Source organism: Giesbergeria giesbergeri, from assembly GCF_054779375.1.
Window position 1 is genome coordinate 426,752 of the sequence record NZ_BAAGYJ010000001.1, and the last position, 25,382, is coordinate 452,133.

The following is a 25,382-nucleotide window of genomic DNA, read 5'->3' on the forward strand; positions in this document are numbered from 1 at the left end:
TTTGTACCGCTGGCGCGGAACCAAACGCCACTGACAGACCCCAAGACGGGCGGGCCATCCTTTAGATGGCCCGCCCTCTTCATTTTTGCCCCGTATCATTTCGTTCATGTCTGATTCTTCACCCGGCGTCCGCTCCCGTGCTGGTGCACAAGCCTTGCGTGCCAGCATGGAACTGCTGGCATCCATGCGCTTTGCCATTGCTTTGCTGACGGTCATTTGCATCGCCTCGGTGATTGGCACCGTACTCAAGCAGCATGAGCCTGTAGGAAATTACGTCAACCAGTTTGGGCCGTTTTGGGCTGACTTGTTTCTAGCCATCAAACTCAATGCCGTCTATAGCGCGTGGTGGTTTTTGCTGATTCTGGCGTTTCTGGTGTTGAGCACTTCGCTGTGCATTGCGCGCAGCACGCCCAAGATCTTGGCAGACCTCAAAACCTACAAAGAAAACATCCGCGAAAAAAATCTGGCGGCTTTTCACCACAAGGCACAAGCCACGCTGGAAGGTGACACCGCTGGCCAAGCCCAACGCATAGGCCACATGCTCGCTGGTGGGGGCTGGAAGGTCAAACTGCAACAGCGAGACACCGCTGCAGGCCCAGGCACCGGCTGGATGGTCGCTGCCAAAGCTGGGGCAGCCAACAAATTTGGCTACATTGCTGCGCACAGCGCCATTGTTTTGGTGTGCATTGGTGGCTTGCTCGACGGTGATCTGGTAGTACGGGCACAAATGTGGTGGGGGGGCAAGCAGCCCTATAACGGCGGGGGATTGATTTCTGCCGTGCCCGAACAGCACCGTTTAAGCGAGCGCAACCCCACCTTCCGAGGTAATTTATTGGTGGCTGAGGGCACACAGGCCGACACCGCCATCCTCAACCAGTCTGATGGCATCTTGCTACAAGAGCTGCCCTTTGCCATTGAACTCAAAAAATTCATTGTTGAGCATTACTCCACGGGCATGCCCAAACTGTTTGCCAGTGAGATCATCATCCACGACAAAGCCAGCGGAGCGCAAACCCCTGCCCGTATCGAAGTCAACCACCCCGCCAGCTACCAAGGCATTGAGATTTACCAGTCCAGCTTTGACGATGGTGGCTCCTCTGTAACGCTGCAAGCCCTGCCACTAACCCCAGGAGCCCCCTCTTTTGAGGTACAGGGCACGATTGGCGGCAGTTCACAACTGGTCAAGACCAGCGGAGGCGACCCCCTCACACTGGAATTCACTGCGCTGCGCGTCTTCAACATCGAGAACTTTGGTAACGATGCCACGACCTCTGGGGCCGATGTGCGCAAGGTCGATCTGCGTGAATCGCTAGATGCCCGCTTAGGGGCTGCCAACAAAACCGTGACACGCAAAGAGCTGCGCAATGTGGGCCCCAGCATTGGCTATAAGTTGCGTGATGCAGCGGGCCAAGCACGCGAGTTTCACAACTACATGCTGCCCGTACAGATGGAAGAAGGGGGCACCCCCATGTTCCTGCTGGGTGTGCGTGAAACGCCCTCTGCCCCCTTGCGTTACCTGCGCCTGCCCGCCGATGAGCAAGGCAGCATGGAGGGATTTATTCGCCTGCGTGCTGCCCTAAACGATCCCGCTCTGCGCGAACAGGCCGTACGCCGCTATGCCACACAAGCCGTAGATGCCTCGCGCGCCGATGTCATAGAACAGTTGCGCCAATCAGCGGCACGGGCGCTGGGCTTGTTTGCTGGGGCTGAGAGCACCGGCAAACCGGGCGAACCAATCGGAGGGCTGCCTGCACTGTCCCAATTTATTGAGGCCAATGTGCCTGAAGCTGAGCGCAGCAAAGCGGGTGAAGTACTCATTCGCATTTTGAACGGCACCCTGTTTGAACTGGCCCAACTGGCCCGTGAGCGTGCGGGGCTGGCCCCCTTGCAACCCAGTGAGCAAACCCAAGGCTTTATGACACAGGCCGTGTTGGCCCTGAGCGATGTGCAGATTTACCCTGCACCACTGGTGTTCCAACTCAAAGACTTCAAGCAGGTGCAAGCCAGCGTGTTCCAGGTGGCACGGGCACCGGGGAAAAACATCGTGTATTTGGGCTGCACCTTGCTGATTCTGGGTGTGTTTGCCATGCTCTATGTGCGTGAGCGACGCGTCTGGATCTGGTTGACTCCCGCTGAAGACACCGGCGCAACCCAGGCCACGATGGCCCTGTCCACCAACCGCAAGACGATGGATGCAGACCGCGAATTTGCTCAACTGACGGAAAAACTCATCGGGGTACGCCCCGCAGGAGCCACGCAATGAATACGGCTACGGCTAGCACCACAACCAACACGACATTGACCCTGAATGCGAGCTTTGCCTCGCGTCGCAACGCTTTTGACTGGATTTTTGCCGCCTTAGTGCTCTGTGGTGGCCTGTTTGCCTTGCAACGCTATGCCGCCTACATGGATGGCTACGAAAAGGGCATTTTGCTCGGCAGCATTCCCGCCACTATCTGGCTGGGGTGGTTCTGGCGGCCCATGCGAATGCTCATGCTGGCGGCAGCCGGTTGCTCGCTGCTGGCTATCAGCTTGTACCAAGACGGCGATGCAGGCAGCTTGGCACGAGCCGAGACAGTGTTCTGGCTCAAATACTTTTTGTCCAGCCAGTCGGCCATCTTATGGATGAGCATGTTGTTCTTCATGAGCACCCTCTTTTACTGGATCAGCATGTTTGCCCGCGGTGAAGGCAGCACGATGTCGTTGATCGGATCGCGTCTGGCTTGGGTAGCAGTGGCAATGGCACTCATTGGCACCTTGGTGCGGTGGTACGAAAGCTATTTGGTGGGTGCCGATGTGGGCCACATTCCTGTCAGCAACCTGTACGAAGTGTTCGTGATGTTCTGCTGGATGACAGCCACTTTTTACCTCTACTACGAAGAGCAATACAACACACGGGCTTTAGGTGCCTTTGTCATGCTGGTAGTCAGTGCTGCCGTGGGCTTTTTGCTTTGGTATTCGGTCGTACGTGAAGCGCATCAAATCCAACCCTTGGTGCCTGCACTGAAAAGTTGGTGGATGAAGCTGCATGTACCAGCCAACTTTATTGGTTATGGCACTTTTGCCTTGTCGGCCATGGTGGCCTTTGCCTACCTGATCAAACAATCGGCAGGAGAAACACGCTGGTACAAGCTGGCCCCACTGTGGTTGCTAGGGGTCGTGTTGTGCTTTGAACCTGTGGTGTTCCGGCCCACCGCCGGTCAAAATGGCAGCAGCTATTGGATGGTGTATTTTGGTGTGTCGGCACTGATTGTGGCCGCCATCTTGCTGGGCCGCCAACGCATTGCGGCCAAGTTGCCTGCGCTAGAACTGCTGGACGATGTGATGTACAAAGCCATTGCCGTAGGCTTTGCCTTTTTCACCATTGCTACGGTGCTGGGTGCCTTGTGGGCTGCCGAGGCTTGGGGGGGCTATTGGAGTTGGGACCCCAAAGAAACTTGGGCACTGATCGTTTGGCTCAACTATGCAGCATGGCTGCACATGCGCCTCATGAAAGGTTTGCGCGGCACCATATCGGCTTGGTGGGCGCTGGTGGGGTTGGCTGTGACCACCTTTGCCTTTTTGGGTGTGAACATGTTCTTGTCGGGGTTGCACAGCTACGGCACGCTGTAAAACCGGCCCACGCCCATGACAAGGCGCTGCCTGCTGCTGATTCTGCTGTTGCTGGGTTGCAGCCAAGAATGGGTGTTGGCCATAGAAATTCAATCCGACGCCAGCAAAACCCCACTGGTATCTGGCATTGAAGCACTGGAAGACCGTACAGGCCAGCTCACCATAGAAACCGTGCGCCAACTGGCACAAACCGGCCAGTTTGTGCCAGTCGATAGTGCAAAGGGTGATCTCAACTTCGGCTTTACTACCTCAGCTTACTGGCTGCGCATTCCACTGCACCGACGGATGGATGCGCCAACACGATGGCTGCTGGAAGTGCCCTATGGGCAAATCAATACCCTGCAATGGTACCCACCCACAGGAAGCGCACTGAGCACGGGCAACGATTTGCCTTTATCCAGTCGTCCGGTGTTTCATCGGCATTTTGCGTTTCCGCTCGAACTCGATACCGCAGAACAGTTTTTTTATTTGCGGGCGCGTTCTGACTATGCACTGACCTTGCCACTGGTGCTGTGGAGCACAGAAGCCTTTGCCCGCCATGAGCAGTGGGAACTGATATGGCAGTCCCTCTACTATGGTGCCTTGTTGTCGCTGCTGTTGTACAACTTCTTGTTGTACTGCTCCCTGCGGGATCGGCGCTTCGTCTTATACACCCTCTACACCTTGTTTTTTGGCTTAGGGATGTTGGCCGGCAATGGCTATGGCCGATTGTTTTTTTGGACAGACGCCCCCGCCTTTGACGCTGTTTCGCAAAGCACTATTTTGTGTTTGGCCGCAATGTTTGGTGCCCATTTCACACGGGTGTTTTTACACACCAGCCAGCGCGCCCCCCGTTTAGATCGATGGTTGCAAGGCCATGCCACTGCATTTTTACTATTGGCCAGTGGTTTCTTGGCCTCATTGCATGTGGCAGTGCCGATCATGCTACTCAACCAATGGGTGCTGTTCAATGCTTTGGGCATGGGTGTGGCCATTGCCGTTGCGGGCTGGAGGGTACAGCGTTCCGGTGAGCACAACATCCGTTTTTTTCTGTTGGCTTGGGGGGTGCTGTGGCTAGGGGTATTGGTGGCAAGCTTACGGGCTTTTGGTGGGTTGCCCAGCAATGTATTCACCTCTTATGCCTTGCAAATCGCCTCGGCGGTAGAGATGTTGCTGTTGTCTTTGGCACTGGCCGACATCATCCATGCCGAGCGCCGCAGCCGCGAGCAATCACAACAACAGGCTTTACAAGCCCAACAGCAAATGCTGGCGGTCTTGCGCCACTCCGAAGAAAACCTAGAGCGTGCAGTGCGTGAGCGCACTGCCGAATTGGAGCACGCCAATGCCCAGTTGCAAGTATTGGGCACCACCGACAGCCTAACGGGCTTGGCCAACCGGCGCCACTTTGACCAAGCGTTGAGCAGTGCATGGGCGCGTGCAGGGAGCACCGGCCAACCTATCGCTCTGATCATGCTGGACGTAGACCACTTTAAGCAGTACAACGACCATTACGGCCATGTGGCAGGCGACCATTGCCTACAACGGGTTGGGCAGGTGTTGGCCGATGATGCACAACTGCCTGATGAGCTGGTGGCACGCTATGGAGGCGAAGAGTTTGCCGTGATCATCCGGGGCCAAGAAGCCTCCCAAGCCTGCGCCTTGGCCGACCGATTGCGCCGTGACATAGAGAGCTTGGCGATGCCCCATGCCTGCACCTCGCTAGGCGTAGTCACGATCAGTGTGGGAGTGGCCTCATGGGTGCCAGTCGTACCCAACGATGGGCCTGCTATGCTGATCCGCATGGCAGACGAGGCGCTGTACCGTGCCAAACAATCGGGGCGTAACTGTGTCAGGTGCGCCCACGGCACCACAACCCCTGTGCTTTCTGACGCCTCAGCCTTCTCAGGAGTGCCCGATGTTGATCCACACCCACCACCACGGCTTTGACCATCGCAACACCAGCGAAATAACCCCACGCGCCCAATACGAAGGTCGCCGTCAATGGTTACAGCAGCTGGCATCTGGGGTGGCAGGCATCACACTGGCAACCTGGGCAGGGCGTGATGGTTTGGCGCAAGGGCAACGCCCTGGCAAACTGGCACCGTTGGCTGCACCACCTTCTGTGGTACCAGGGGCAACGACGCCAGAGCAACCCACTGCGTACCAAGATGCGAGCAGCTACAACAACTTCTATGAATTTGGCACCGACAAGGCCGACCCGGCCCGCCATGCACACACCCTGAAAACCCGGCCTTGGACGGTGATGGTGGAGGGACTGGTGCAGAAACCGGGCCGCTACGGCATAGAAGAATTGCTCAAACTGGGGGCGCTAGAAGAGCGCATCTACCGTTTGCGCTGCGTTGAAGGCTGGTCTATGGTGATCCCGTGGGTAGGCTACTCACTGGCTACGCTATTGCACCGCGTGCAACCGCTGGGCAGTGCCAAGTATGTGGAGTTTGTCACCCTCGCTGACAAAGCCACGATGCCCATGGTGAACTCTCGCATCCTAGACTGGCCCTATACCGAGGGCTTGCGCTTGGACGAGGCCATGCACCCACTCACCCTGCTGGCCTTTGGCATGTATGGCGAGGTACTGCCCAACCAAAATGGTGCCCCTGTGCGCTTGGTAGTGCCGTGGAAATATGGCTTCAAAAGTGCCAAAAGCATCGTCACTATCCGCCTCACAGAACAGGTGCCCGCCACAGCTTGGAATAAGGCGGCTCGCCATGAATATGGCTTTTATTCCAACGTCAACCCCGAAGTGCCACACCCGCGCTGGAGCCAAGCCACCGAACGGCGCATTGGTGAAGGCGGTTTGTTTGCCAAAAAGCGCAAAACCTTGTTGTTCAATGGCTATGAAGCCCAAGTAGGCCAGTTGTATACCGGCATGGATCTAAAAAAGTGGTACTAAGCCGCCCTTCGCGCTCTTGGTTACTGCACCCACTGGTCAAGCCACTGCTGTGGGGGCTGTTGCTGGCCCCCCTGTGCTGGCTGGTCTATGGCACAACCACCAACACCTTGGGTGCCAACCCTGCGGAGGCACTGATTCGTGCGTTAGGCGACTGGACGCTGCGCCTGTTATGTCTGGCGCTAGCCATCACGCCACTGCGGGTGTTGACCCGAACGCCGGCACTGGCCCGATTCCGGCGCTTGGTAGGTTTGTTCGTGTTTTTTTACGCTGTGCTGCACGCTTTGGCCTATGCCGTGTTCGACATGGGACTAGAAGCCGCAGATATTGCTGATGATGTACGGACACGCCCCTTCATTTTGGTGGGGGTGCTGGCGTGGGTGCTGCTGGCCCTGTTGGCTGCCACCTCCTTCCAGCAGGCCATCCGTTGGCTGGGGGCGGGCCGCTGGCAGATGCTGCACCGGGCCGTGTATGCCGTGGCAGGGCTATCTATCTTGCATTTTTTTTGGATGCGCTCAGGCAAGAACAATTTTGCCGAAGTGATTCTTTACGGCAGTGTGCTGCTTATTTTGCTGGGATGGCGCGGTTGGCACTACTGGCAGCAACGGCGGCGGCTGTAAAGCAGCACCCGCCCGGTGTCATTACCGGGCGATTGCCCTTGGGCTGCGGGATTAGTCGTCAGCGCGCAAGGCTTGCAATGCTGCGGCCACGTCTTGGGCGGTAACTTCTGCCACCACAGCCAGTTGCCCAGCCAAATCGGCCAGTGCGGCTTCGCCCTGTTGTTGCAAGCGGGCAATGGCTTGGCCTGCCTCTTTGGGCGCAATAAAGCCCGTGCTTTGCAACAGCAGACGACCATCAGCAGCCAACAGCTTGAAATAGAACTGCCCATCTGCCTCACGGTATTGTTTGAAGGCGGGTTTGGCCACTTTGGCGGTCTTGGTTGGTGCGGCTTGCGCAACCTGTACCAGACTGCGCAAGCCTACGGCATGGCGCAGTTCTTGGATAAACGGTGTAGCCAGCGCACGGGCACGCTCGGCCCCGGCCAGCAAAGTACGTTCAATGCGCGCTGGGTCGGCCATCAGGGACTCATACTCAGCACGCATGGGGGCAATCACTTGATCCACACGCTCCAACAGCAACTGCTTGGCTTCACCCCAAGCAATGCCATCGGCATAAGCTTGGCGCAGGGCGAGGGTTTCTGGTTCGGTAGCAAAGGCTTGGTAAATCTGGAACAGCGCCGAGCCTTCGACCTCTTTGGGTTCACCGGGCAAACGCGAATCGGTGAGCAAACCACCGATGAGCTTTTGCAATTGCGCCCGTGACGAAAACAGCGGAATCGTATTGTCGTAACTTTTGCTCATCTTGCGACCATCCAGACCTGGCAGGGTCGCCACGTTGTCATCCACCACGGCTTCGGGCAACACAAAATGCTCACCATACAGATGGTTGAAGCTGCTGGCCATATCACGGGCCATCTCGATATGCTGGATCTGATCGCGCCCCACGGGAACCTTATGGGCCTTGAACATCAAAATATCAGCCCCCATCAGCACGGGGTACATGAACAAACCCGCCGTCACGCCCTCATCGGCATCGCGGCCTGCGGCAAGGTTTTTGTCTTGCGACGCCTTATAGGCATGGGCACGGTTCAATAACCCCTTACCCGTTACGCAACTGAGCAGCCAATTGAGTTCGGGGATTTCAGGGATGTCAGACTGGCGGTAAAACGTCACTTGCTCAGGGTTAAGACCGGCTGCCAGCCAACTGGCCGCAATCTCCAAGGTCGACCGCTGGATACGCAACGGATCTTCGCATTTGATCAGGGCGTGGTAATCGGCCAAGAAATAAAAGCTCTCGACACCAGGAGTGTGGCTGGCCGCCACGGCAGGGCGGATGGAACCCACAAAATTACCCAAATGGGGAGTACCGGTGGTGGTGATGCCGGTCAGAAAGCGCGTGGTGCTCATGGAACAGAAATCGGTAAAAACAAGAAAAAGAAAAACTCAACGCAGCAGCAAGGCCAGAGGGGTGAGTAGCAGTTGGATCAGGCTGTAACCCACGGCCATCAGCGGGCGCAGCCACACGGCCCCCACAATACCCGCCAACACCAAGCCCATCACAATAAAAAAGCCCCAAGGCTCGACACGCGACAACCATTGCGCTTGCTTCCAAGGCAGCAAGCCCACCAAGATGCGCCCTCCGTCCAGCGGCGGCAGCGGAAACAGATTGAACGCCCACATGACCAGATTGGTCAAGATACCGGCCCGTGCCATTTCACGAAAAAATCGCTCTTCTATACCCATACCAATCAGCAACAGCAGCAGTGCAGCCCAAAGCACGGCTTGAACAAAATTGGAGGCTGGCCCCGCCAAGGCCACCCAGATCATGTCGCGCTTGGGGTTGCGCAGGCGGCCAAACTGCACGGGCACCGGCTTGGCATAGCCAAACAAAAAAGCCCCCGAAGTAGCAAAGTACAACAACAATGGCATCAAGATGGTGCCCATTGGGTCGATGTGCTTGAGCGGATTGAGTGTGATGCGCCCCAGCATAGCCGCTGTAGGATCGCCAAAATGGCGTGCTGCATAGCCATGAGCCGCCTCATGCACAGTGATGGCAAACAACACCGGCAAGGCATAGATCAGAACGGTCTGGATCAGTTGGGAAAAATCGTCCACGAGGGTAGGCTCTCTGGTGCTTAAAGGCCGATGGCCGACAGGCTGCCACGCCCTTGGCGCAGTACCACAGGGTCATCGCCACTGGCCATCGGTGTGAGGTCTATCACCGTGGTGGGTTCAAATGGACAACCTCCAGCATCAATCACAGCATCAATCTGGTGCTCGTAGCGGGCACGGATGTCGTGGGCATCGTTGAGCGGCTCGGTCTCGCCCGGTGCGATCAAGGTGGTGGCTAAAAGTGGCGCACCGTGCAGATCAATCAGCATTTGCAAGCCCTTGCGCTCGGGCACGCGCAAACCAATCGTTTTGCGCGACGGGTGGCTGACACGCCGGGGCACCTCCTTGGTGGCCTCCAAAATAAAGGTGTAGGGGCCAGGTGTGGCCAGCTTGAGCAGCCGGTATTGCTTGTTGTCTACCAGCGCATAGTTGGACAGGGCCGACAAGTCACTGCACAGCAACGTCAGGTGGTGCTTGTCATCGACTTGGCGAATGCGGCGCAGGCGATCGGCGGCCTGCTTGTCGTCCAAGTGGCAAACCAGCGCATAACTGGAATCGGTAGGCACAGCCAAAATGGCCCCCTTTTGCAGCAGTGCTGCGGCCTGCTTGAGCAAGCGCGGCTGGGGGTTGTCGGGGTGTACTTCAAAGAACTGGGCCATAGCATCAAACTTTCAGGCGGGTTGCTGGATACGGTGGCGAAGCAAGTCCCACACGGGCACCAGGTCTGGAGGCAAAGGAGGAAGTGTGCCCAGATCGGTGCTGGACTCGTCGGGCGCATGAAAGTCACTGCCGCGCGAGGCGGCCAGCCCGAACTCGCGCGCCATGTCGGCATAGGTAGCGTATTCATGCACGGCGTGGCTGCCCGTAACCACTTCTACCGCTTGGCCCCCATGCGCCTTAAATTCGGAGAACAAGGCAAACTCCTCGATAGGCGTGAGGCGGTAGCGGGCCGGGTGGGCAATCACAGCCACGCCACCGGCTTGGGTAATCCAACGCACCGCCTCGCCCAGCCCTGCCCAGCGGTGGGGTACAAAACCGGGCTTGCCTTCGGTGAGGTAGCGGCGAAACACCTCGCTGGTATCGTGGCAAATGCCACTATCGACCAAAAAACGGGCAAAGTGGGTGCGTGACACCAATGCCGGGTTGCCTACATAGCGCAAGGCTCCCTCATAGGCACCCGCAATACCCACTTGAGCCAACTGTTGCGCCATATCTTGGGCACGTTGATCACGACCAGCACGGGTATGGGCCAGCCCCTGTACCAAGGAGCGATTGTGGATATCAAAGCCCAATCCCACAATGTGTACTGTTTCTTGCGCAAAGGTGACAGAGATTTCGACACCACTGAGAAACGCGATGCCTTCAGAGAGGGCCGCTGTCTGCGCCTGTGGCAAGCCACCGATTTCATCATGATCGGTCAAGGCCCAAAGATCCACCCCCTGATGGCGGGCGCGCGCCGCCAGCGTTTCGGGGCGAAGGGTGCCATCCGACACCACAGAATGGCAATGCAAATCAGCGTTGAGGTAAGAGATCACCAAACGATTTTAGGGCTTTGCTTATAGCCAATGCTGCCATTCCGTCGAGTATCCACAGCCAAGGCTTCGTAAAATTGCTAGGTCAATATACAAAGGCGTATTGTTAGCTATAGGCTATGGGTGCGCAAACCGCTTTTTTTAATGGTGTTTCCGGCCCCCCAGAAACAAGTGCATGACTGCCATGCCACGTTCTGATGGTGGCCTATGTTTAGCAGAGGATGGATGAGCGATGAATTTAAACAATATCCGAGTAGCCCACAAATTGTGGGGCAGTATTTTGGGATTACTGCTGATCGTGCTGGCCGCAGCCATTTTTGTGCAGCAGCGCACCACCACAGCGATGGTGCAGGCGTTTGAAAATATTTCTCATTATCAAGCCTCGATCACTGACGCCACCCGTTGGTTAGGTCTGACCGAAGTGGTGATGGAACGCACGGTAGCGGCCATCAATGTGCCTTCTGCCGAGGCTTACAAGTTTTTGCACCAAAAAAGCGTGGCTGACTCGGCCAGAATCACCGAAATTCAAACCCGTGCTGGTGAACGCGCCCGCAGTGACGTGGAAAAGCAGGCACTGGAACAGGTAGCCAAAGCGCGCGCTCCTGCACGAGAATTGCTCAAGAAAGTGCCTGAGTTGAAAGAGGCCGGTGACTATGCAGCCACCTTTGCCTTTACCCAGCAAGAGTTTGTTCCGGTAGCCACAGCCCTGGCCAAGACGGTGCAAGATTATGTGAAGGTAGAGGAAGCAGAGCGTGACAAGGCCATGGCTGCCGCACACAGCGCCCGAGAAACAGCAGCCATGCTAGGGGCAGGTATTGCAGTGGTGGCGGTGCTGATTGGTTTGCTGCTGGCTGCTGCATTGGTGCGCTCTATCATGGAGCCTCTGCGCCAAGCGGTAGATGCTGCCAATGCCATCAGCCAAGGCAATTTGGCACAAAACCTGCACAGCGACCGCCAAGATGAGTTTGGCGAATTGCTCCATGCCTTCCAGCAGATGTCAGACCGTCTGCGGGGCTTGGTGGGTGAAGTGCGCAGTGGTGTGGAGTCGGTATCTGCCGCCTCTGGGCAAATTGCCACAGGCAACCACGACCTGTCGGCCCGCACCGAACAAACCGCTGCCAATCTGGAAGAAACTGCGGCCAGCATGGAGCAACTCACCGCTACCGTGACGCAGGCCGCCGACACAGCGCGCCAAGCCAACCAACTGGCCAGCACAGCGGCTCAGGCGGCTGAACGTGGTGGTGCTGTGGTGGAACAAGTCGTGAGCAGCATGCAGCAAATCACCGACAGCTCGCGCAAGATCGCAGACATCATCGGCGTGATCGATGGCATTGCATTCCAAACCAACATTCTGGCGCTCAATGCCGCCGTCGAAGCCGCCCGTGCGGGTGAACAGGGCCGAGGTTTTGCCGTAGTCGCCTCTGAGGTGCGCAGCTTGGCGGGGCGCAGTGCCGGAGCAGCCAAAGAGATTAAAGCCTTGATTGATACTTCGGTGGCCAATGTAGAGTCTGGCTCACAGCAGGTGGCCCAGGCTGGTCAGAGCATGGCCGAAATCGTCGAGGGCGTGCGCCGCGTCACCGATCTGATTGGCGAAATCACAGCGTCCTCCACCGAGCAACGTGACGGCATTGCCCAAGTCAATGTAGCCATCACCAACCTAGACCAGATGACACAGCAAAATGCTGCTTTGGTTGAGCAGTCTGCCGCTGCGGCCAGCGCCATGCGCGATCAGGCCCAGCGTTTGGCTGAAGTGGTGTCGGTGTTCAATGTGGGGGCCAGTGCAACCACGGTGGCACGGCCCGCACCGCCTGTGCGCACCGCCACGCCGCCAGTGCGTGCCCGCACTGCAGCCCCTGCCGTTGCGGCCCCGTCAGCCAAACCCCGGCCTGCGGTATCGGCCCGCAGCAGCACCCCAGCGCCAGCGCCTGTGCGTGCCCCAGCAGCACCAGCCCCCCGCTTGGTGGCAGCCCCTGCACCCAAGGCCGCTCGCAACGATGATGATTGGGAAAGTTTCTGACACCCAGACTCCCTGCACTGTCACACCCGTTTCAGGGGGGGCTGCGTAAAATCGGCGCCCCCTCCTTCGTCCTCTTCCCTGCCATCCTATGTCCACCCCACGCTCTGGCTCCTCCTCACCCCTGCGCCCCCTGCCTTCGCTGATTTTTGCCAGCCGTTGGCTACAGTTGCCCTTGTATTTGGGGCTGATTGTGGCCCAAGGGGTGTATGTTTTTCACTTTTGGGTCGAGTTGGTGCATTTGCTGGAAGCCGTTTTTGGCAACAGCGATGCCTTGCAAGCACTGATCAATGGCATTGGGTACAAAACCGATGTGCAGATCACCAAGATCAACGAGACCATCATCATGCTGGTGGTGCTGGGCCTGATTGACGTGGTGATGATCTCTAACCTGCTCATCATGGTGATTGTGGGGGGCTACGAAACCTTTGTCAGCCGCATGAACTTGGAAGGCCACCCCGATCAGCCCGAATGGCTCAACCACGTCAATGCCTCAGTGCTCAAGGTCAAACTGAGCACTGCCATTATTGGTATTAGCTCTATTCACCTGCTCAAGACCTTCATCAACGCTGCCAATTACGATTTGAAAGTGCTGATGTGGCAGACCATCATTCACATCGCCTTCTTGCTCAGTGCCTTGGCTATTGCGCTGACCGACAAGCTCATGAGCCACGGCCCTGCCCCCGCAGAACACTGAGTTGGTAGCAAGGATGGTGCGTTGTTTAGAGCTGTGCACCTTCCACCAGAAACTGCACCTTGCGCTGGCCCTGCCATGTGTTCACATCCAGCCGAAAAGCCAGCAGCACCCGCGAGGGCAACTGTTCAGTGTGCCCAAACCAGATGGCATCCACAGGGTCACCTTGGTGCTTGAGTTTGAGTGAGAGGTGCTTGCTGTCTTGGCCCACCAGCCGTTGGCTGAGCACCTCCACTTCTTCACTGAAGGTGGGCGGCGCAAAGCCTTGGCCCCAAACCTCGCGTTGCAACGTATCGACCAGATCAGCGCGGCGGTATTGGGGCGCCAGTGGGCCATCGGTTTCTAATTGGCGCGTGAGCGTAGCAGCATCGAGTTGCTCTTGGGCAATTTGGGCCAGCCCTTGGGCAAAGGTGTCCAACTGTGCCCGGTCTATGGTGCAACCAGCGGCCATAGCGTGGCCGCCAAAGCGCAGCAACACACCCGGATGGCGCTTAACCAGCAAATCGAGCGCATCACGCAAATGAAAGCCCACAATGGAGCGCCCCGAGCCCTTGAGTTCTTGCTCTTTACCCGGTGCGCCACTGACAGCAAACACAAAGCTGGGCCGATGCAATTTGTCTTTCAGGCGCGAGGCCACAATGCCCACCACACCTTCGTGAAAACTCTCGTCAAAAACAGTAATGGCCGGTGACGGAGTTTCTTCGGACGCAAAGAGGTTTTCGGCTAACGCCAATGCCTGATCGCGCATGCCGCTTTCAATCTCACGGCGCTCGCGGTTCATGCCGTCAAGCAACTTGGCTAACTCGTCAGCGCGGCTGGCATCGTCGGTGAGCAGGCATTCAATGCCCAAGGCCATATCGGCCAAGCGGCCTGCGGCATTGATGCGTGGCCCCAGCGCAAACCCAAAATCTTGGCTACTGGCTTGGCGGGCATCGCGCCCAGCGGCCCGGAACAATGCCGCCATGCCGGGCGGCATTTGCCCATTGCGCACCCGTTGCAAGCCTTGGGCTACCAAACGGCGGTTGTTGGCATCGAGCCGCACCACATCGGCCACCGTTCCCAAAGCCACCAAAGGCAGCAAGGCATCGAGCCGGGGCTGGTTGCTGGCATCCAGCAGACTGCGTTGGCGCAGTTCTGCACGCAAGGCCAACAGCACATAAAACATAACACCCACCCCAGACAGGTGTTTGCTGGCAAAGGTGCAACCGGGCTGATTGGGGTTGACCACCGCGTCAGCCGCTGGCACTTGGTTGTTAGAAGGCAAATGGTGGTCGGTAATAAGCACCTGCATTCCGAGGGCATGGGCCTCGTCCACGCCTTCGGGGCTGCCAATACCGTTGTCTACGGTGATCAGCATATCGGCCCCACGCTCTTTGACGCGCCGGGCTATGGCAGCGGTGAGACCATAGCCGTCTACCACCCGGTCGGGCACCAAAAAGTCCACCTGCTGCGCTCCCAACAACCGCAAACCTCGGATAGCAACCGCGCAGGCCGTGGCGCCATCGCAGTCGTAATCGGCCACAATGCACAGGCGCTGATTTTGGGCAATAGCATTGGCCAGCAAGGTGGCAGCGGCTTGTATTCCTTGCAGTCCTTGTGGTGGCAACAATTGGGCCAAACTGGCATCAAGCTCTTGTGGTGTGCTCACGCCACGGGCTGCGTAGAGGCGCGCTAGCAATGGGTGAATGCCCGCTTGCTCCAACGCCCAGGCGCTGCGCGGGGGAGTGTCTCGCACGGTGATTTTCATAAGGCTTTGCAAATGCTGGTCAATGACGGTGGCCGGAAAAACCGCGACAGGCGCTCGCCCAAGCTGCGTGGGGCGCTATGCCATGTCAGGGCCGCTTGTGTACCGCACAGGGTCAACCGTGCAGCACCACCGGTTTGCAGATGTTCTAGCAATTGCGCCAATGGCCCCGCATCCAGCATTTGCCAAGCACTGGCCCAAGCCTGCCAGTTGCCACTTTGGGCCGCCTCTTGCAAATGATCGAGCCGCTGTGGCGTTGGGGTGATAGTGGCGGGAGGCGTTGCCAATTGACCAGCCCCATGCACCCAAAAGGCATTGACCGGCACCAAGCCACGGGCTTGGCGTGCATCATTGAAGGGATGGGTATAGAGCAGCATTTGCAGCTCGCTGTGCAGGCGCTGCCAAACTTGCATGGCCCGGCGCTGGGTGGCGCTGATATGCGGGTTTTGTGCCTGGTGCTGCATCCAGTGGCGCACATCTTGGCCTTGCACCCGTTCTAGTGAGGGCATGGGCAGGTCGGCCACCAGTGGCCCGTGGGCCAGCCAGCGGCCAGGGGTATCCAGACGCAATTGCAAGCCATCTTCGGCCAGCCAAGGCGAGACGATCTCCAGCAGGCTTTGGGCCTCTGGCAGTGTCAGTTGCAGTTGGGCTGGGTCGTGCAGGGTGATGTGGTCAGTGCCTACTTGCCAGTAGCAGGGCGTCACAAAAGCCCAAGCAGTATTGGGCTCTGCTTGCGCCAGCCCTTGTTGGTAGGCGTATCCTGCTGCCCAAGGGATATGGCCGTTGTGATCGGGCAGGCCTTGCGCTTGCGCCCAGGCTCGTTCATGGGGCAAAGACAGGCAGGCATCCATCTCGTCAATGGTGGCCAGTGGCTGGGGTGCTGGCGACAGGCGGGCCAATAAGCGGTGCAGGTACGGCAGCGCCAGCGATTGCAAGGTCTCTTGGCAAGCAGGCGTCTGGCAAGCGGCATAGGGAACAATCAGTTCTACGGGATGGGGCATGGGCGTTATTTTCTCGGATGCCCTCTGGCCCCTAGGGGTGCCGGGTCAAAAGGCACTTAAATGGCACTGCCTGCAATATCATTGGGCCACTCGTGCAACAAACTCATGGCATTGAGCGCCTCTGCATCGGTGCGGTACAGCACCAGCCCAGGGCCAGTGTGCAAGGCGTTTGCTTGGCGCAGGGTGGTTTCTACCGGCAGTTTCATGCCGCTGATGTGCAAGGTGATGTGCTGGCGTTGCAATTGGGCCAGCACTTTCGTAAACACTTCGACGCCAGTGGCGTCAATACGATTGACGGGTTGGGCCAACCAACAAACATGGCGGGTGCCGGGGTGGGTGCTCAAATGCTCAACAACGGCACGCTCCCAAGCGTTGGCTGTGGCAAAGTCCAGTGCGGCGTCCATGCGCAACGCATACAGGTGGGGGGCCAAAGGTGGCAGGTGCCACAGATGGCGGTCACGCAGGCTACCATCGGGGTGTTGCCCTACCTCAATGATGCGTGGGTGCAAGCGTTGGTATAAAAACTGGCTCAAGGCCATCAGTACGCCCACCAGTACACCCCAATACAACCGAGGTGCCGCCAGCAGTGTCACAACAAAGGTGACGGCAGCAATGGCCGCCTCGGTGCGCGAGATACGCCACAGCCGAACAAATTCGCGCGGCTTGATCAGCCCAACCACCGCCACCAACACAATGGCTGCCAACACGGGCTGGGGCACATGACGCAGCACCGGCGTAAACCACAACAGCACCACCATCACCACCAGCACCGAGGCCACCGTAGCCCAGCCGGTACGTGCGCCAGCATACAGGTTGAGCGCCGAGCGCGAAAACGACGAACTGGTCGCAAAAGCACCACACAGGCCAGAGGCTATCTTGCCCAGCCCTTGGCCGATCAGATCTTGGTCTTGGTTCCAACGCTTACCAGCGCGTTCGCTATCCACCTTGGCACTCGAAGCCGTTTCCAAAAAGCTCACCAATGTGATGACCAGCGTGGGCAAAATCAACTGACCCAATACATCGGCCTGCGGTAAAGTGGGCCAGTACAGTGCTGGCAGCCCTTGGGGCAATGGCCCCACCACTGCCCCCCCCGCGTTGGCAAAGCCCAACCACTGCGACAAGCCCGCACTGCCCAGCACAATCACCAACACCGATGGGAAAGTTGGTTTCCAGCGCCGCACGCCTACCAGCAGGGCCACACTGCCCACGCCAAAGGCCAGCGAGGGCCAATGCACCGGCAAGGCATGCCCCCAACCCAGCCAATCACCCTGCCAGCCTAACAAGGCGGGCCATTGCGAACCAATAATGAGCACGGCTGCGGCTTGAGTAAACGCCATCAGCACTGGCGCACTGACCAGATTGAGCAGCCAACCAAAGCGCAGCCCTCCCAGCACCGCCTGTAGCAGGCCACTCAACAGTGCCAACCAAACCGCCAATTGCACCCATTGCGCACTGCCCGGCTCGGCCAGTCCGGCCAGGGAGGTGCCCACCAACAAACAACTCAAGGCCGTTGGCCCCACCGACAGCCGCGTAGAGGCACTGAACAATACGGCCACCAAGGCAGGCAACATGGAGGCATAAATGCCCGTGACCAATGGCATCCCGGCCAATGCTGCATAGGCCACACCTTGGGGAATCACCATCAGCCCCACTGTCAGCCCTGCCAAGGCCTCGCTGCGCAGCAAGGCCGCATCGGGCCGAGGCCATTGGAGAAACGGAAAAAAACGGTGCAGTGGGCGCATAGGGCAATGCTACCGTGGCAATCTACTGGGTGCTTGGCAGTGCCACAATCGTTGCTCCATGCAAATCCCTTACGAACTCGCCTTAGGCTGGCGTTACACCCGCGCTGGTCGTGCTACACGGCGCAATGGTTTTATCTCATTCATCTCGGGCGTGTCCATGTTGGGCATTGCTTTAGGGGTGGCGGCGCTCATCATCGTGTTGTCAGTGATGAACGGGTTTCAAAAAGAGGTACGTGACCGCATGTTAAGCGTGGTCTCGCACATTGAAATCTTTGCCCCTGGTGGTACTGCCCTGCCCGATATGGCCCGAACCTTGGCAGAAGCCCGCCAACACCCGCAGGTGGCAGGGGCGGCACCGTTTGTGGCAGCACAAGCCCTGCTGGCGCGTGGAGAGGACATGAAAGGTGCCTTGGTGCGTGGTATTGACCCAACCCACGAAGGCGAAGTCACCGATCTGGCTGCAGCCAGCGTGCAAACGTTGGCGCAGCTGGTACCAGGCGAATTTCGTGTCGTGTTGGGCGTAGAGCTGGCGCGCAGCTTGGGCGTGCGCGTGGGGGATGCCGTGACACTGATCGCCCCTGCCGGACAAGTCACGCCCGCAGGGGTGGTGCCCCGCCTGAAACAAATGACGGTAGCAGGCACCTTTGATTCAGGCCACTATGAATACGATTCGGCACTGGTGATGCTGCACCACGAAGATGCGCAGCGCATCTTCAGGCTAGAGGGGCCGACTGGCATCCGACTCAAGCTGCACGATTTGCACCAAGCCCGCGACGTAGCGCATGCTTTGGCGGGGACGCTGAGCGGTGATCTGTGGATACGCGACTGGACGCAGCAAAACAAAACGTGGTTTGCCGCTGTGCAAATGGAAAAACGCATGATGTTCATCATCTTGACGCTGATCGTGGCCGTGGCAGCCTTCAATCTGGTCAGCACACTGGTGATGTCGGTGCAAGACAAGCGGGCCGATATTGCCATTTTGCGCACCTTGGGCAGCAGCCCACGCAGCATCATGGGCATTTTTGTGGTGCAAGGCGCCATGGTGGGCGTGATTGGCACACTGGCGGGCTTGCTGCTGGGGTTGGGCATTGCCTTCAATATCGATGTCATCGTGCCCGCCATTGAGCGGCTGCTGGGGGCCAGCTTTTTGCCCAAAGACATCTACCTCATCAGCCAAATGCCAAGCAACCCGCAAGCAAGCGACATCGTACCGATTGGCCTGATTTCACTGCTGCTGTCTTTTGTGGCTACGCTCTACCCCAGCTGGCACGCCAGCCGCGTCAACCCCGCCGAGGCCCTGCGCTATGAGTAACCCACATTTACCCCATTCCCATGCCCCAGTGTTACAAGCCAAGGGTTTGAGCAAACGCTTTAGTGAAGGGCGTTTAGACGTGACGGTGCTACAAGGCGTCGATCTGGAAATACACGCTGGCCAAACGCTGGCTATTGTGGGGGCTTCAGGGTCGGGCAAAAGTACCTTGTTGCATCTGCTGGGAGCCTTGGACAGCCCCACCGCTGGCAGCGTGCATTTACTGGGGCAGAACCTGGCACAGTGCTCTGCGGCACAGCAAGGCCAATTGCGTAACCAGCACCTGGGGTTTGTGTACCAATTTCACCACCTGTTGCCCGAATTCAGTGCCTTGGAAAACGTAGCCATGCCCTTGCGCATCCGCCGGTTGCCACCGGCTGAATGCGAGCGTCAGGCCACACAGATGTTGACCAGCGTCGGGTTGGCCCAGCGGGCCGAGCATCGCCCAGCAGAACTCTCAGGCGGCGAGCGCCAGCGCGTAGCCATTGCCCGCGCCCTGGTGACACGACCAGCTTGTGTGCTGGCCGATGAGCCTACAGGCAACCTCGACCGCAACACCGCTGAAGGCGTGTTCCAGCACATGCTGGCACTGGCGCGCGAGCAGGGCACCGCCTTTGTGATGGTGACGCACGATGAGACTCTGGCTGCACGTTGCGACCGGGTGCTGCGTTTGGTGGCAGGGCGATTGGATGGGATAGGACTCCCTCAAACATAGCAATAGACTCTCGCCATCCCCAAATAATCTCGAAAAACCGTTGTCTAGAATCACTCGATTCTGTCAATAAAATTGCAACATCATGATTGACAGCAACAAAACTTTGTGGAAGAACTTAACTGTTCTCATGCAATCCCAATGGGGAGGTGAGAACCTTAATCGCCTTGCCAGAGAATGCGGGGTCAGTCCAGGGACTGCCTTTAGATTGAAGAAGCAAAACACCAGTGTGGGTTTGGACACTCTGGATAAAATTGCTGCTTATTTCAGCACTTCACCGCATCAACTGCTCGATCCGAACTTCCATCCAATAAACACACCAGAGGCGATGCTTTCAGCAATGGCGATGGAGCTAGGCCACATGCTGGACTCTATACAGACCACAGCACTACAAGAAAAGGCTTATGGCTTGGCATTCAATGTTCTGCAACTTTGCTTAGCCCAAGCCAATTTTTCAGGCCAACTCTCCCCAATGGCAAGAGACTTAGGCCAAATGCTAGATGCAATTCCAGATACTGCACATCAAGCCAGAGCCTATGCCCTAGCATCAGGTATCTTGCAATTCGGTATAGCACCACCTAATTCGACAGGCAACGCAGTGAACACCACAGACGGCCAACACCATCAGTGATGGTCTGGTCTTTCCTTTTCTATGAACAGCAATCAACATCGATTATTCCTGATGGCATAGTCTGGAAAGACCTACCCTCATTCAGGCCTCAACCCATTAAAACAATAGCGAGGATAAAAATACTGATAGCCAACAGAACCCACAGATCGGTTGCTGCCATTTTCGCTGGTGGGCGCGGTTTCGGACGTGGTGCATCAATCACATCTCTTGAAGTTTTTAGTACCTGCACCTGTTGTACCACTGGTGCTGGTGCCATGTAGGACGTGGAAGTTCCTGCAAGGCTGGTAGTGACTTCGTACAGGAAGATGAGGCCGCACTGTTTGCAACGTAATTTTTGCCCACGGACAGCTTTGTGTACTGGCAATGTCAATTCGGTGGTACACCGTGGGCATGATGAGAAGTCCACATATGATGCAAGTGGCTCAGGGTCAGAAATAACGGTTCGCCAATGGTCACTCGCTCTCTCTGTTGGCTTCGTGAAAGCTGCCGACTGAACCTGTGCTGTAATGGATGGTGATGGTATGACTGGCTGTGCCTGCGGCGATGGAACCTGTTCTAACCTTGGTTTGATAGGGTTCAAACCTTCAGGCTCCTCTGCCTCCCCAAAGTCAAAGACTTTTCCATGTTCTTCCTCATGGCAAAACCGACACAGAGAGACAAGATTTTCTTGCCGATTGGTACCGTATTTAGACAAGTAAATAATATGGTGTACATCCAGAGGGATACCACACTCTCCACAAGCCTGACAACACTGATCGCGCATCCTAATGCGACGCGTCCGTTCTATCCAGTCGGATGGATAGTCCCACCTTCGATCACCAGTGGCCCGTAGCAAACCTCGTCGGTATGCACGAACTCTTTTAAAGTCAATCCCATTATTTTTTGGGTCTGCCAGCAAACGATTGAGCCATCTAGGCAACGCTTGTTGGTACTCAGCTTCGGTGTAACTCGGGTTACGCTTCGCCATACCTTTCCGAAGCAAGTCACCAATTCTGTTTTCGGAAAATTGTGCTGGCTCTGGTGCTTCGTTCAAATGGTCAATGCATATTTGACAAATACCAATATGCTCTGTTTTGAACTTAAGGTAGTTGGAATCCTGCAAACAGATACGACAGATAGACATGAACAATTTGAAGAAAATCTCACGATCATAGACATAGAACACAGGGTGTGTTGACGCTAAAAGTGATTAAGTGTCTGTTTCGACACTCAACAACATCCAAACTTATCAGGAAATCTCTGCGGAATCATTGTCCCATGCCCACTTGGATCGACACCCATTGCCACCTTGATGCCTTGGAGTTTGCTCCTGACCGGGATACCGTACGGGCACAGGCCCGCGCACAAGGGGTACAACATTTGGTGATTCCGGCAGTGGAGTTGGCCCATGCCGAGGCGGTGCGTCAACTTGCCCACCAGCATGGCGACAGCTATGCCTTGGGCATTCATCCGCTGTACACGCCACAGGCAGGCGAAGGCGACCTGGTAGCACTGGAACGTTTGCTAGAGCAGTACCATCACGATCCACATTTAGTGGCAGTGGGTGAAATCGGCTTGGATTACTTCGTTCCGGGGCTGGATGCCACTCGACAAGCACAGTTCTATCGCGCACAGCTACAACTGGCCCGGCGCTTTGATCTGCCGGTCATTTTGCATGTGCGCCGCAGCGCCGACCAACTGCTCAAGGGGCTACGCGAAGTGCCTGTGCAAGGTGGCATCGCCCATGCCTTCAATGGCAGCCTGCAACAGGCCCAAACTTTTGTGGCGCTCGGTTTTAAATTAGGCTTTGGTGGCGCACTGACTTATGAACGGGCTTTGCAATTGCGCCGTCTGGCGCTAGAGCTCCCCTTGGATGCCTTGGTGCTAGAAACCGATGCCCCCGATATGCCACCACATTGGCTGTACCGCACAGCACAAGAGCGATCCCAAGGGCTGGCACAGGGGCGCAATGCTCCCGCCGAACTGCCGCGCATTGCCCAAGTGCTGGCCAAATTGCGTGGTCTGCCCCTGGATTGGTTGGCACAACAAACCAGCACCAATGCCTTGCAAGCCCTCCCCAGACTGCAAAGGCTCACCCCACCAACCCACAGTCATCGCCCACAATAGCAGGAAAAGCTGCTGCCATGCCCTCTGGAGCTTGCAGCGCAAATGTGTGCAGACTCGGTGCAACCCTTGTCTGCTGATGGATTACTGGAACCTCTGTGATGGCCCGTCCCAAGATCAAAACCACCCCTGCTAGCCTGCCCGATGTCAGCGTGTCTGACGATGGAGACGTACGTCATTTGCACTTGGGCACGCCTTGGATTCAAGGCTCCATGCGTATCAAAGAACCATTTGAGATTGAACTGGAATACGTCCAGCGCATGATGGCTTGGCTGTTGTTTATGGAACCCGCCACAGTGGCTGGGCGTCATGCCATGCAATTGGGCTTGGGTGCCGGTGCCATCACCAAGTTTTGCCACAAAAAATTGCGCATGTGTACCACTGCTGTAGAACTAAACCCACAGGTGCTGGCTGTGTGCCGCGCTTGGTTCAAACTGCCCCCTGACGGCCCGATGCTGCGGGTGGTGTTGGCCGATGCCGCAGAAGAAATCCGCCGCGATGAATGGACAGGCACCGTCGATGCCCTGGCGGTAGACCTTTATGACGACAATGCCGCCGCCCCGGTGCTCGACAGTGCCGAGTTTTATGCCGATTGCCGCGCTCTGCTCACCGAAGAAGGCTGCATGACTGTCAACCTGTTTGGCCGTGCGGCCAGCTTTGACCAAAGCCTAGAAAAAATCGCCACAGCCTTTGGTGAAGATGCCGTCTGGTCGTTCAAACCCACCCGTGAAGGCAACACCGTGGTGCTGGCCCAGCGTACCCCCAGCCGTTTCAAGCGTGGCGAGCTGTTGGCCCGTTGCGATGCTGTGCAAGCACGCTGGGACATTCCCACCCGCAAATGGGTGCGCAGTTTTAAACCTGTGCTGGCCTGATCCACGCCAGCCCTGCCTCAAAGCCCCACCCCATGACTTTTGCTGATTTACAACAACAGCCTACAGCCCCTAGGCCATCGACGGTGGCGCACGATGGCCCGCTGGAGTGGCGCCAAATTGTGCAGTGGCTGCGTGCAGATGGTGTGATTGCGCCAGAAGAAGCCCAACGCACCATCGCCCGGTGCTCTCAGGCCGAGAGCAGCCAACATCCGCTGGTGCGCCTAGCCAATGTAGCCATGACCCATGCCAGCGATGGCAAATCACTGGATCTGGAAACTCTGACCGAATATGTAGCCCGGCATGTTGGCATCCCTTACCTGCGCATCGACCCCTTGCGCGTAGATGTAGGCAAGGTGGCCGACACCATGAGCGCCAGCTATGCCGAGCGCCACAAGGTGTTGCCGGTACAAGTCAGTTCCACAGAGGTGGTGGTGGCCACAGCAGAACCCTTTATTACCGATTGGGTGGCAGAGGTCGAGCGCCAATCGCGGCGCACAGTGCGCCGGGTATTGGCCAATCCACAAGAAATCCTGCGCTACACCGCTGAATTTTTTGCTTTGGCCAAATCAGTGCGGGCAGCACAAAAAGCGGGCGGGGGTGCAGGCGCCAGCAGCTTTGAGCAGTTGGTAGAACTGGGCCGCAGCAACAAGCAACTCGATGCCAATGACCAAGGCGTGGTGCGGGTGGTAGATTGGCTGTGGCAATACGCCTTTGACCAACGTGCCAGCGATATTCACCTAGAGCCTCGGCGCGAACAAGGCGTGATTCGTTTCCGTATCGATGGTGTGCTGCACCCGGTCTACCAAATGCCGCAAGGCGTTATGAGTGCGATGGTGGCCCGCATCAAGCTGTTGGGACGCATGGACGTGGTGGAAAAGCGCCGCCCACAAGATGGCCGCATCAAAACCCGTAACCAGCGTGGCGATGAGGTAGAAATGCGCCTGTCTACCCTGCCCACAGCCTTCGGTGAAAAAATGGTCATGCGGATTTTTGACCCCGATACGGCAATCAAGAACTTGGATGCGCTGGGGTTTTTGCCGCATGATGCACAGCGTTGGGAAGCACTGATCCAGCGCCCACATGGCATCATCTTGGTCACAGGGCCAACAGGCTCGGGCAAAACCACCACGCTGTATTCCACGCTCAAGCGCGTAGCCACTGAAGAGGTAAACGTCAGCACGGTAGAAGACCCGATTGAAATGATCGAACCCAGCTTCAACCAGACCCAGGTGCAACCGCAACTGGACTTCAGTTTTGCCGAAGGTGTGCGCGCCCTGATGCGCCAAGACCCCGACATCATCATGGTGGGCGAAATTCGCGACCTAGAAACCGCCGAGATGGCCGTGCAGGCCGCCCTGACCGGCCATCTGGTGTTTAGCACTTTGCACACCAACGATGCCCCCAGCGCCGTCACCCGACTGCTGGAGCTGGGAGTGCCTGCCTACCTGATCAATGCCACGTTGCTAGGGGTGCTGGCCCAACGGCTGGTGCGTACCTTGTGCCCGCAATGCAAACAACCTGACCCGGATGCACCACTGGAAGTGCTGACCGAGGCCATCAAACCTTGGAAACTCTCAGGGGGCTACCAACCCTACAAACCCGTGGGCTGCATCGACTGTCGCATGACAGGCTTTCGCGGGCGCATGGGCCTGTACGAACTGCTGACCGTCAGCGAAACCCTCAAATCAGGCATTACTGGCGAACCATCCATCGATGCCCTGCGCCGCCAAGCCGTACAAGACGGTATGCGCCCATTGCGCATGGCAGGTGCCCTGCGGGTGGCACAAGGCCTCAGCACCCTAGAGGAAGTCGTAGCAACCACCCCTCAGCCCTAAACCGTTAGCAAGGGTAAACACT

The 25,382-nt window shown here is 57.4% G+C and carries 21 protein-coding genes; 13 read left to right on the forward strand and 8 right to left on the reverse strand.

Annotation, left to right across the window (positions count from 1 at the left end):
* The first annotated feature begins 106 nt into the window (after positions 1-106).
* Genes ACYVB2_RS01930 through ACYVB2_RS01950 form a run of 5 tightly spaced genes read left to right on the forward strand, consistent with a single transcriptional unit; the run spans position 107 to position 7,119 of the window.
* Positions 107-2,263, forward strand: a complete 2,157-nt coding sequence (locus tag ACYVB2_RS01930) for a cytochrome c biogenesis protein ResB (RefSeq protein WP_382429570.1) — start codon at positions 107-109, stop codon at positions 2,261-2,263.
* On the forward strand, positions 2,260-3,612 hold the full coding sequence (ccsB, locus tag ACYVB2_RS01935; RefSeq protein ID WP_382429568.1) for a c-type cytochrome biogenesis protein CcsB: 1,353 nt from the start codon (positions 2,260-2,262) through the stop codon (positions 3,610-3,612). The genes ACYVB2_RS01930 and ccsB overlap by 4 nt, the downstream gene beginning before the upstream one ends.
* 15 nt (positions 3,613-3,627) lie before the next feature.
* Complete coding sequence (locus ACYVB2_RS01940; RefSeq protein ID WP_382429566.1) at positions 3,628-5,538, forward strand: sensor domain-containing diguanylate cyclase; 1,911 nt, start codon at positions 3,628-3,630, stop codon at positions 5,536-5,538.
* Positions 5,507-6,502, forward strand: coding sequence for a protein-methionine-sulfoxide reductase catalytic subunit MsrP (msrP, locus tag ACYVB2_RS01945; protein ID WP_382429564.1), 996 nt, complete (start codon positions 5,507-5,509; stop codon positions 6,500-6,502). Before ACYVB2_RS01940 ends, msrP begins: the two co-directional genes overlap by 32 nt.
* Positions 6,493-7,119, forward strand: coding sequence for a protein-methionine-sulfoxide reductase heme-binding subunit MsrQ (locus tag ACYVB2_RS01950; protein ID WP_382429562.1), 627 nt, complete (start codon positions 6,493-6,495; stop codon positions 7,117-7,119). Before msrP ends, ACYVB2_RS01950 begins: the two co-directional genes overlap by 10 nt.
* A gap of 51 nt (positions 7,120-7,170) precedes the next feature.
* Here ACYVB2_RS01950 and ACYVB2_RS01955 read toward each other — a convergent pair whose 3' ends face one another.
* The 4 genes from ACYVB2_RS01955 to ACYVB2_RS01970 are packed head-to-tail and all read right to left on the reverse strand — an operon-like array spanning position 7,171 to position 10,706.
* Positions 7,171-8,466, reverse strand: coding sequence for a tryptophan--tRNA ligase (locus tag ACYVB2_RS01955; RefSeq protein ID WP_382429560.1), 1,296 nt, complete (start codon positions 8,464-8,466; stop codon positions 7,171-7,173).
* A gap of 36 nt (positions 8,467-8,502) precedes the next feature.
* Positions 8,503-9,174: a site-2 protease family protein gene (locus ACYVB2_RS01960; RefSeq protein ID WP_382429558.1), complete on the reverse strand. Its 672-nt coding sequence runs from the start codon at positions 9,172-9,174 to the stop codon at positions 8,503-8,505.
* Positions 9,175-9,194: 20 nt separating this feature from the next.
* A complete protein-coding gene (locus tag ACYVB2_RS01965; protein ID WP_382429556.1) occupies positions 9,195-9,830 on the reverse strand; it encodes an L-threonylcarbamoyladenylate synthase in 636 nt (211 codons plus the stop codon).
* A 12-nt stretch (positions 9,831-9,842) separates the two neighbouring features.
* A complete protein-coding gene (locus ACYVB2_RS01970) occupies positions 9,843-10,706 on the reverse strand; it encodes a 3',5'-nucleoside bisphosphate phosphatase (protein WP_382429554.1) in 864 nt (287 codons plus the stop codon).
* A 229-nt stretch (positions 10,707-10,935) separates the two neighbouring features.
* Between ACYVB2_RS01970 and ACYVB2_RS01975 the strand changes: the two genes are divergently transcribed.
* Together ACYVB2_RS01975 and ACYVB2_RS01980 are read left to right on the forward strand one after the other, a co-directional pair.
* Positions 10,936-12,720, forward strand: coding sequence for a methyl-accepting chemotaxis protein (locus ACYVB2_RS01975; protein ID WP_382429552.1), 1,785 nt, complete (start codon positions 10,936-10,938; stop codon positions 12,718-12,720).
* An 88-nt stretch (positions 12,721-12,808) separates the two neighbouring features.
* Positions 12,809-13,414, forward strand: coding sequence for a TIGR00645 family protein (locus tag ACYVB2_RS01980; protein ID WP_382429550.1), 606 nt, complete (start codon positions 12,809-12,811; stop codon positions 13,412-13,414).
* Between the two features lie 25 nt (positions 13,415-13,439).
* On the opposite strand, the gene recJ is transcribed toward ACYVB2_RS01980, so the two are convergent.
* Genes recJ through ACYVB2_RS01995 form a run of 3 tightly spaced genes read right to left on the reverse strand, consistent with a single transcriptional unit; the run spans position 13,440 to position 17,898 of the window.
* Positions 13,440-15,158 carry a single-stranded-DNA-specific exonuclease RecJ gene (gene recJ / locus ACYVB2_RS01985; RefSeq protein WP_382429548.1) on the reverse strand — a complete coding sequence of 573 codons (1,719 nt, stop codon included), beginning with the start codon at positions 15,156-15,158 and terminating at the stop codon, positions 13,440-13,442.
* Positions 15,155-16,156, reverse strand: coding sequence for a phosphoglycerate mutase (locus ACYVB2_RS01990; RefSeq protein ID WP_382429546.1), 1,002 nt, complete (start codon positions 16,154-16,156; stop codon positions 15,155-15,157). Before ACYVB2_RS01990 ends, recJ begins: the two co-directional genes overlap by 4 nt.
* A 56-nt stretch (positions 16,157-16,212) precedes the next feature.
* The gene (locus tag ACYVB2_RS01995) at positions 16,213-17,898 is read right to left on the reverse strand and encodes a SulP family inorganic anion transporter (protein WP_382429544.1); all 1,686 of its coding nucleotides are present in this window, start codon (positions 17,896-17,898) and stop codon (positions 16,213-16,215) included.
* Between the two features lie 58 nt (positions 17,899-17,956).
* Between ACYVB2_RS01995 and ACYVB2_RS02000 the strand changes: the two genes are divergently transcribed.
* The 3 genes from ACYVB2_RS02000 to ACYVB2_RS02010 all read left to right on the forward strand — a co-directional run bounded on the left by ACYVB2_RS02000 (position 17,957) and on the right by ACYVB2_RS02010 (position 20,550).
* On the forward strand, positions 17,957-19,210 hold the full coding sequence (locus ACYVB2_RS02000; protein WP_382429542.1) for a lipoprotein-releasing ABC transporter permease subunit: 1,254 nt from the start codon (positions 17,957-17,959) through the stop codon (positions 19,208-19,210).
* A complete protein-coding gene (lolD, locus tag ACYVB2_RS02005; protein WP_382429540.1) occupies positions 19,203-19,922 on the forward strand; it encodes a lipoprotein-releasing ABC transporter ATP-binding protein LolD in 720 nt (239 codons plus the stop codon). The genes ACYVB2_RS02000 and lolD overlap by 8 nt, the downstream gene beginning before the upstream one ends.
* 82 nt (positions 19,923-20,004) lie before the next feature.
* Positions 20,005-20,550: a helix-turn-helix domain-containing protein gene (locus tag ACYVB2_RS02010; protein WP_382429538.1), complete on the forward strand. Its 546-nt coding sequence runs from the start codon at positions 20,005-20,007 to the stop codon at positions 20,548-20,550.
* Between the two features lie 88 nt (positions 20,551-20,638).
* Here the strand turns inward: ACYVB2_RS02010 and ACYVB2_RS02015 are convergent, their stop codons facing one another.
* Positions 20,639-21,715, reverse strand: a complete 1,077-nt coding sequence (locus tag ACYVB2_RS02015) for an HNH endonuclease (protein ID WP_382429536.1) — start codon at positions 21,713-21,715, stop codon at positions 20,639-20,641.
* Between the two features lie 92 nt (positions 21,716-21,807).
* Here ACYVB2_RS02015 and ACYVB2_RS02020 point away from each other — a divergent pair, with 92 nt between their 5' ends.
* The 3 genes from ACYVB2_RS02020 (at position 21,808) to ACYVB2_RS02030 (ending at position 25,360) form a co-directional block, all read left to right on the forward strand.
* Positions 21,808-22,656 (forward strand): TatD family hydrolase, encoded by an 849-nt coding sequence (locus tag ACYVB2_RS02020; protein WP_382429534.1) that lies wholly within the window; start codon positions 21,808-21,810, stop codon positions 22,654-22,656.
* Between the two features lie 98 nt (positions 22,657-22,754).
* Positions 22,755-23,525: a class I SAM-dependent methyltransferase gene (locus tag ACYVB2_RS02025; protein ID WP_382429532.1), complete on the forward strand. Its 771-nt coding sequence runs from the start codon at positions 22,755-22,757 to the stop codon at positions 23,523-23,525.
* A gap of 32 nt (positions 23,526-23,557) precedes the next feature.
* Positions 23,558-25,360 carry a GspE/PulE family protein gene (locus tag ACYVB2_RS02030; protein ID WP_382429530.1) on the forward strand — a complete coding sequence of 601 codons (1,803 nt, stop codon included), beginning with the start codon at positions 23,558-23,560 and terminating at the stop codon, positions 25,358-25,360.
* Positions 25,361-25,382: the final 22 nt, after the last annotated feature.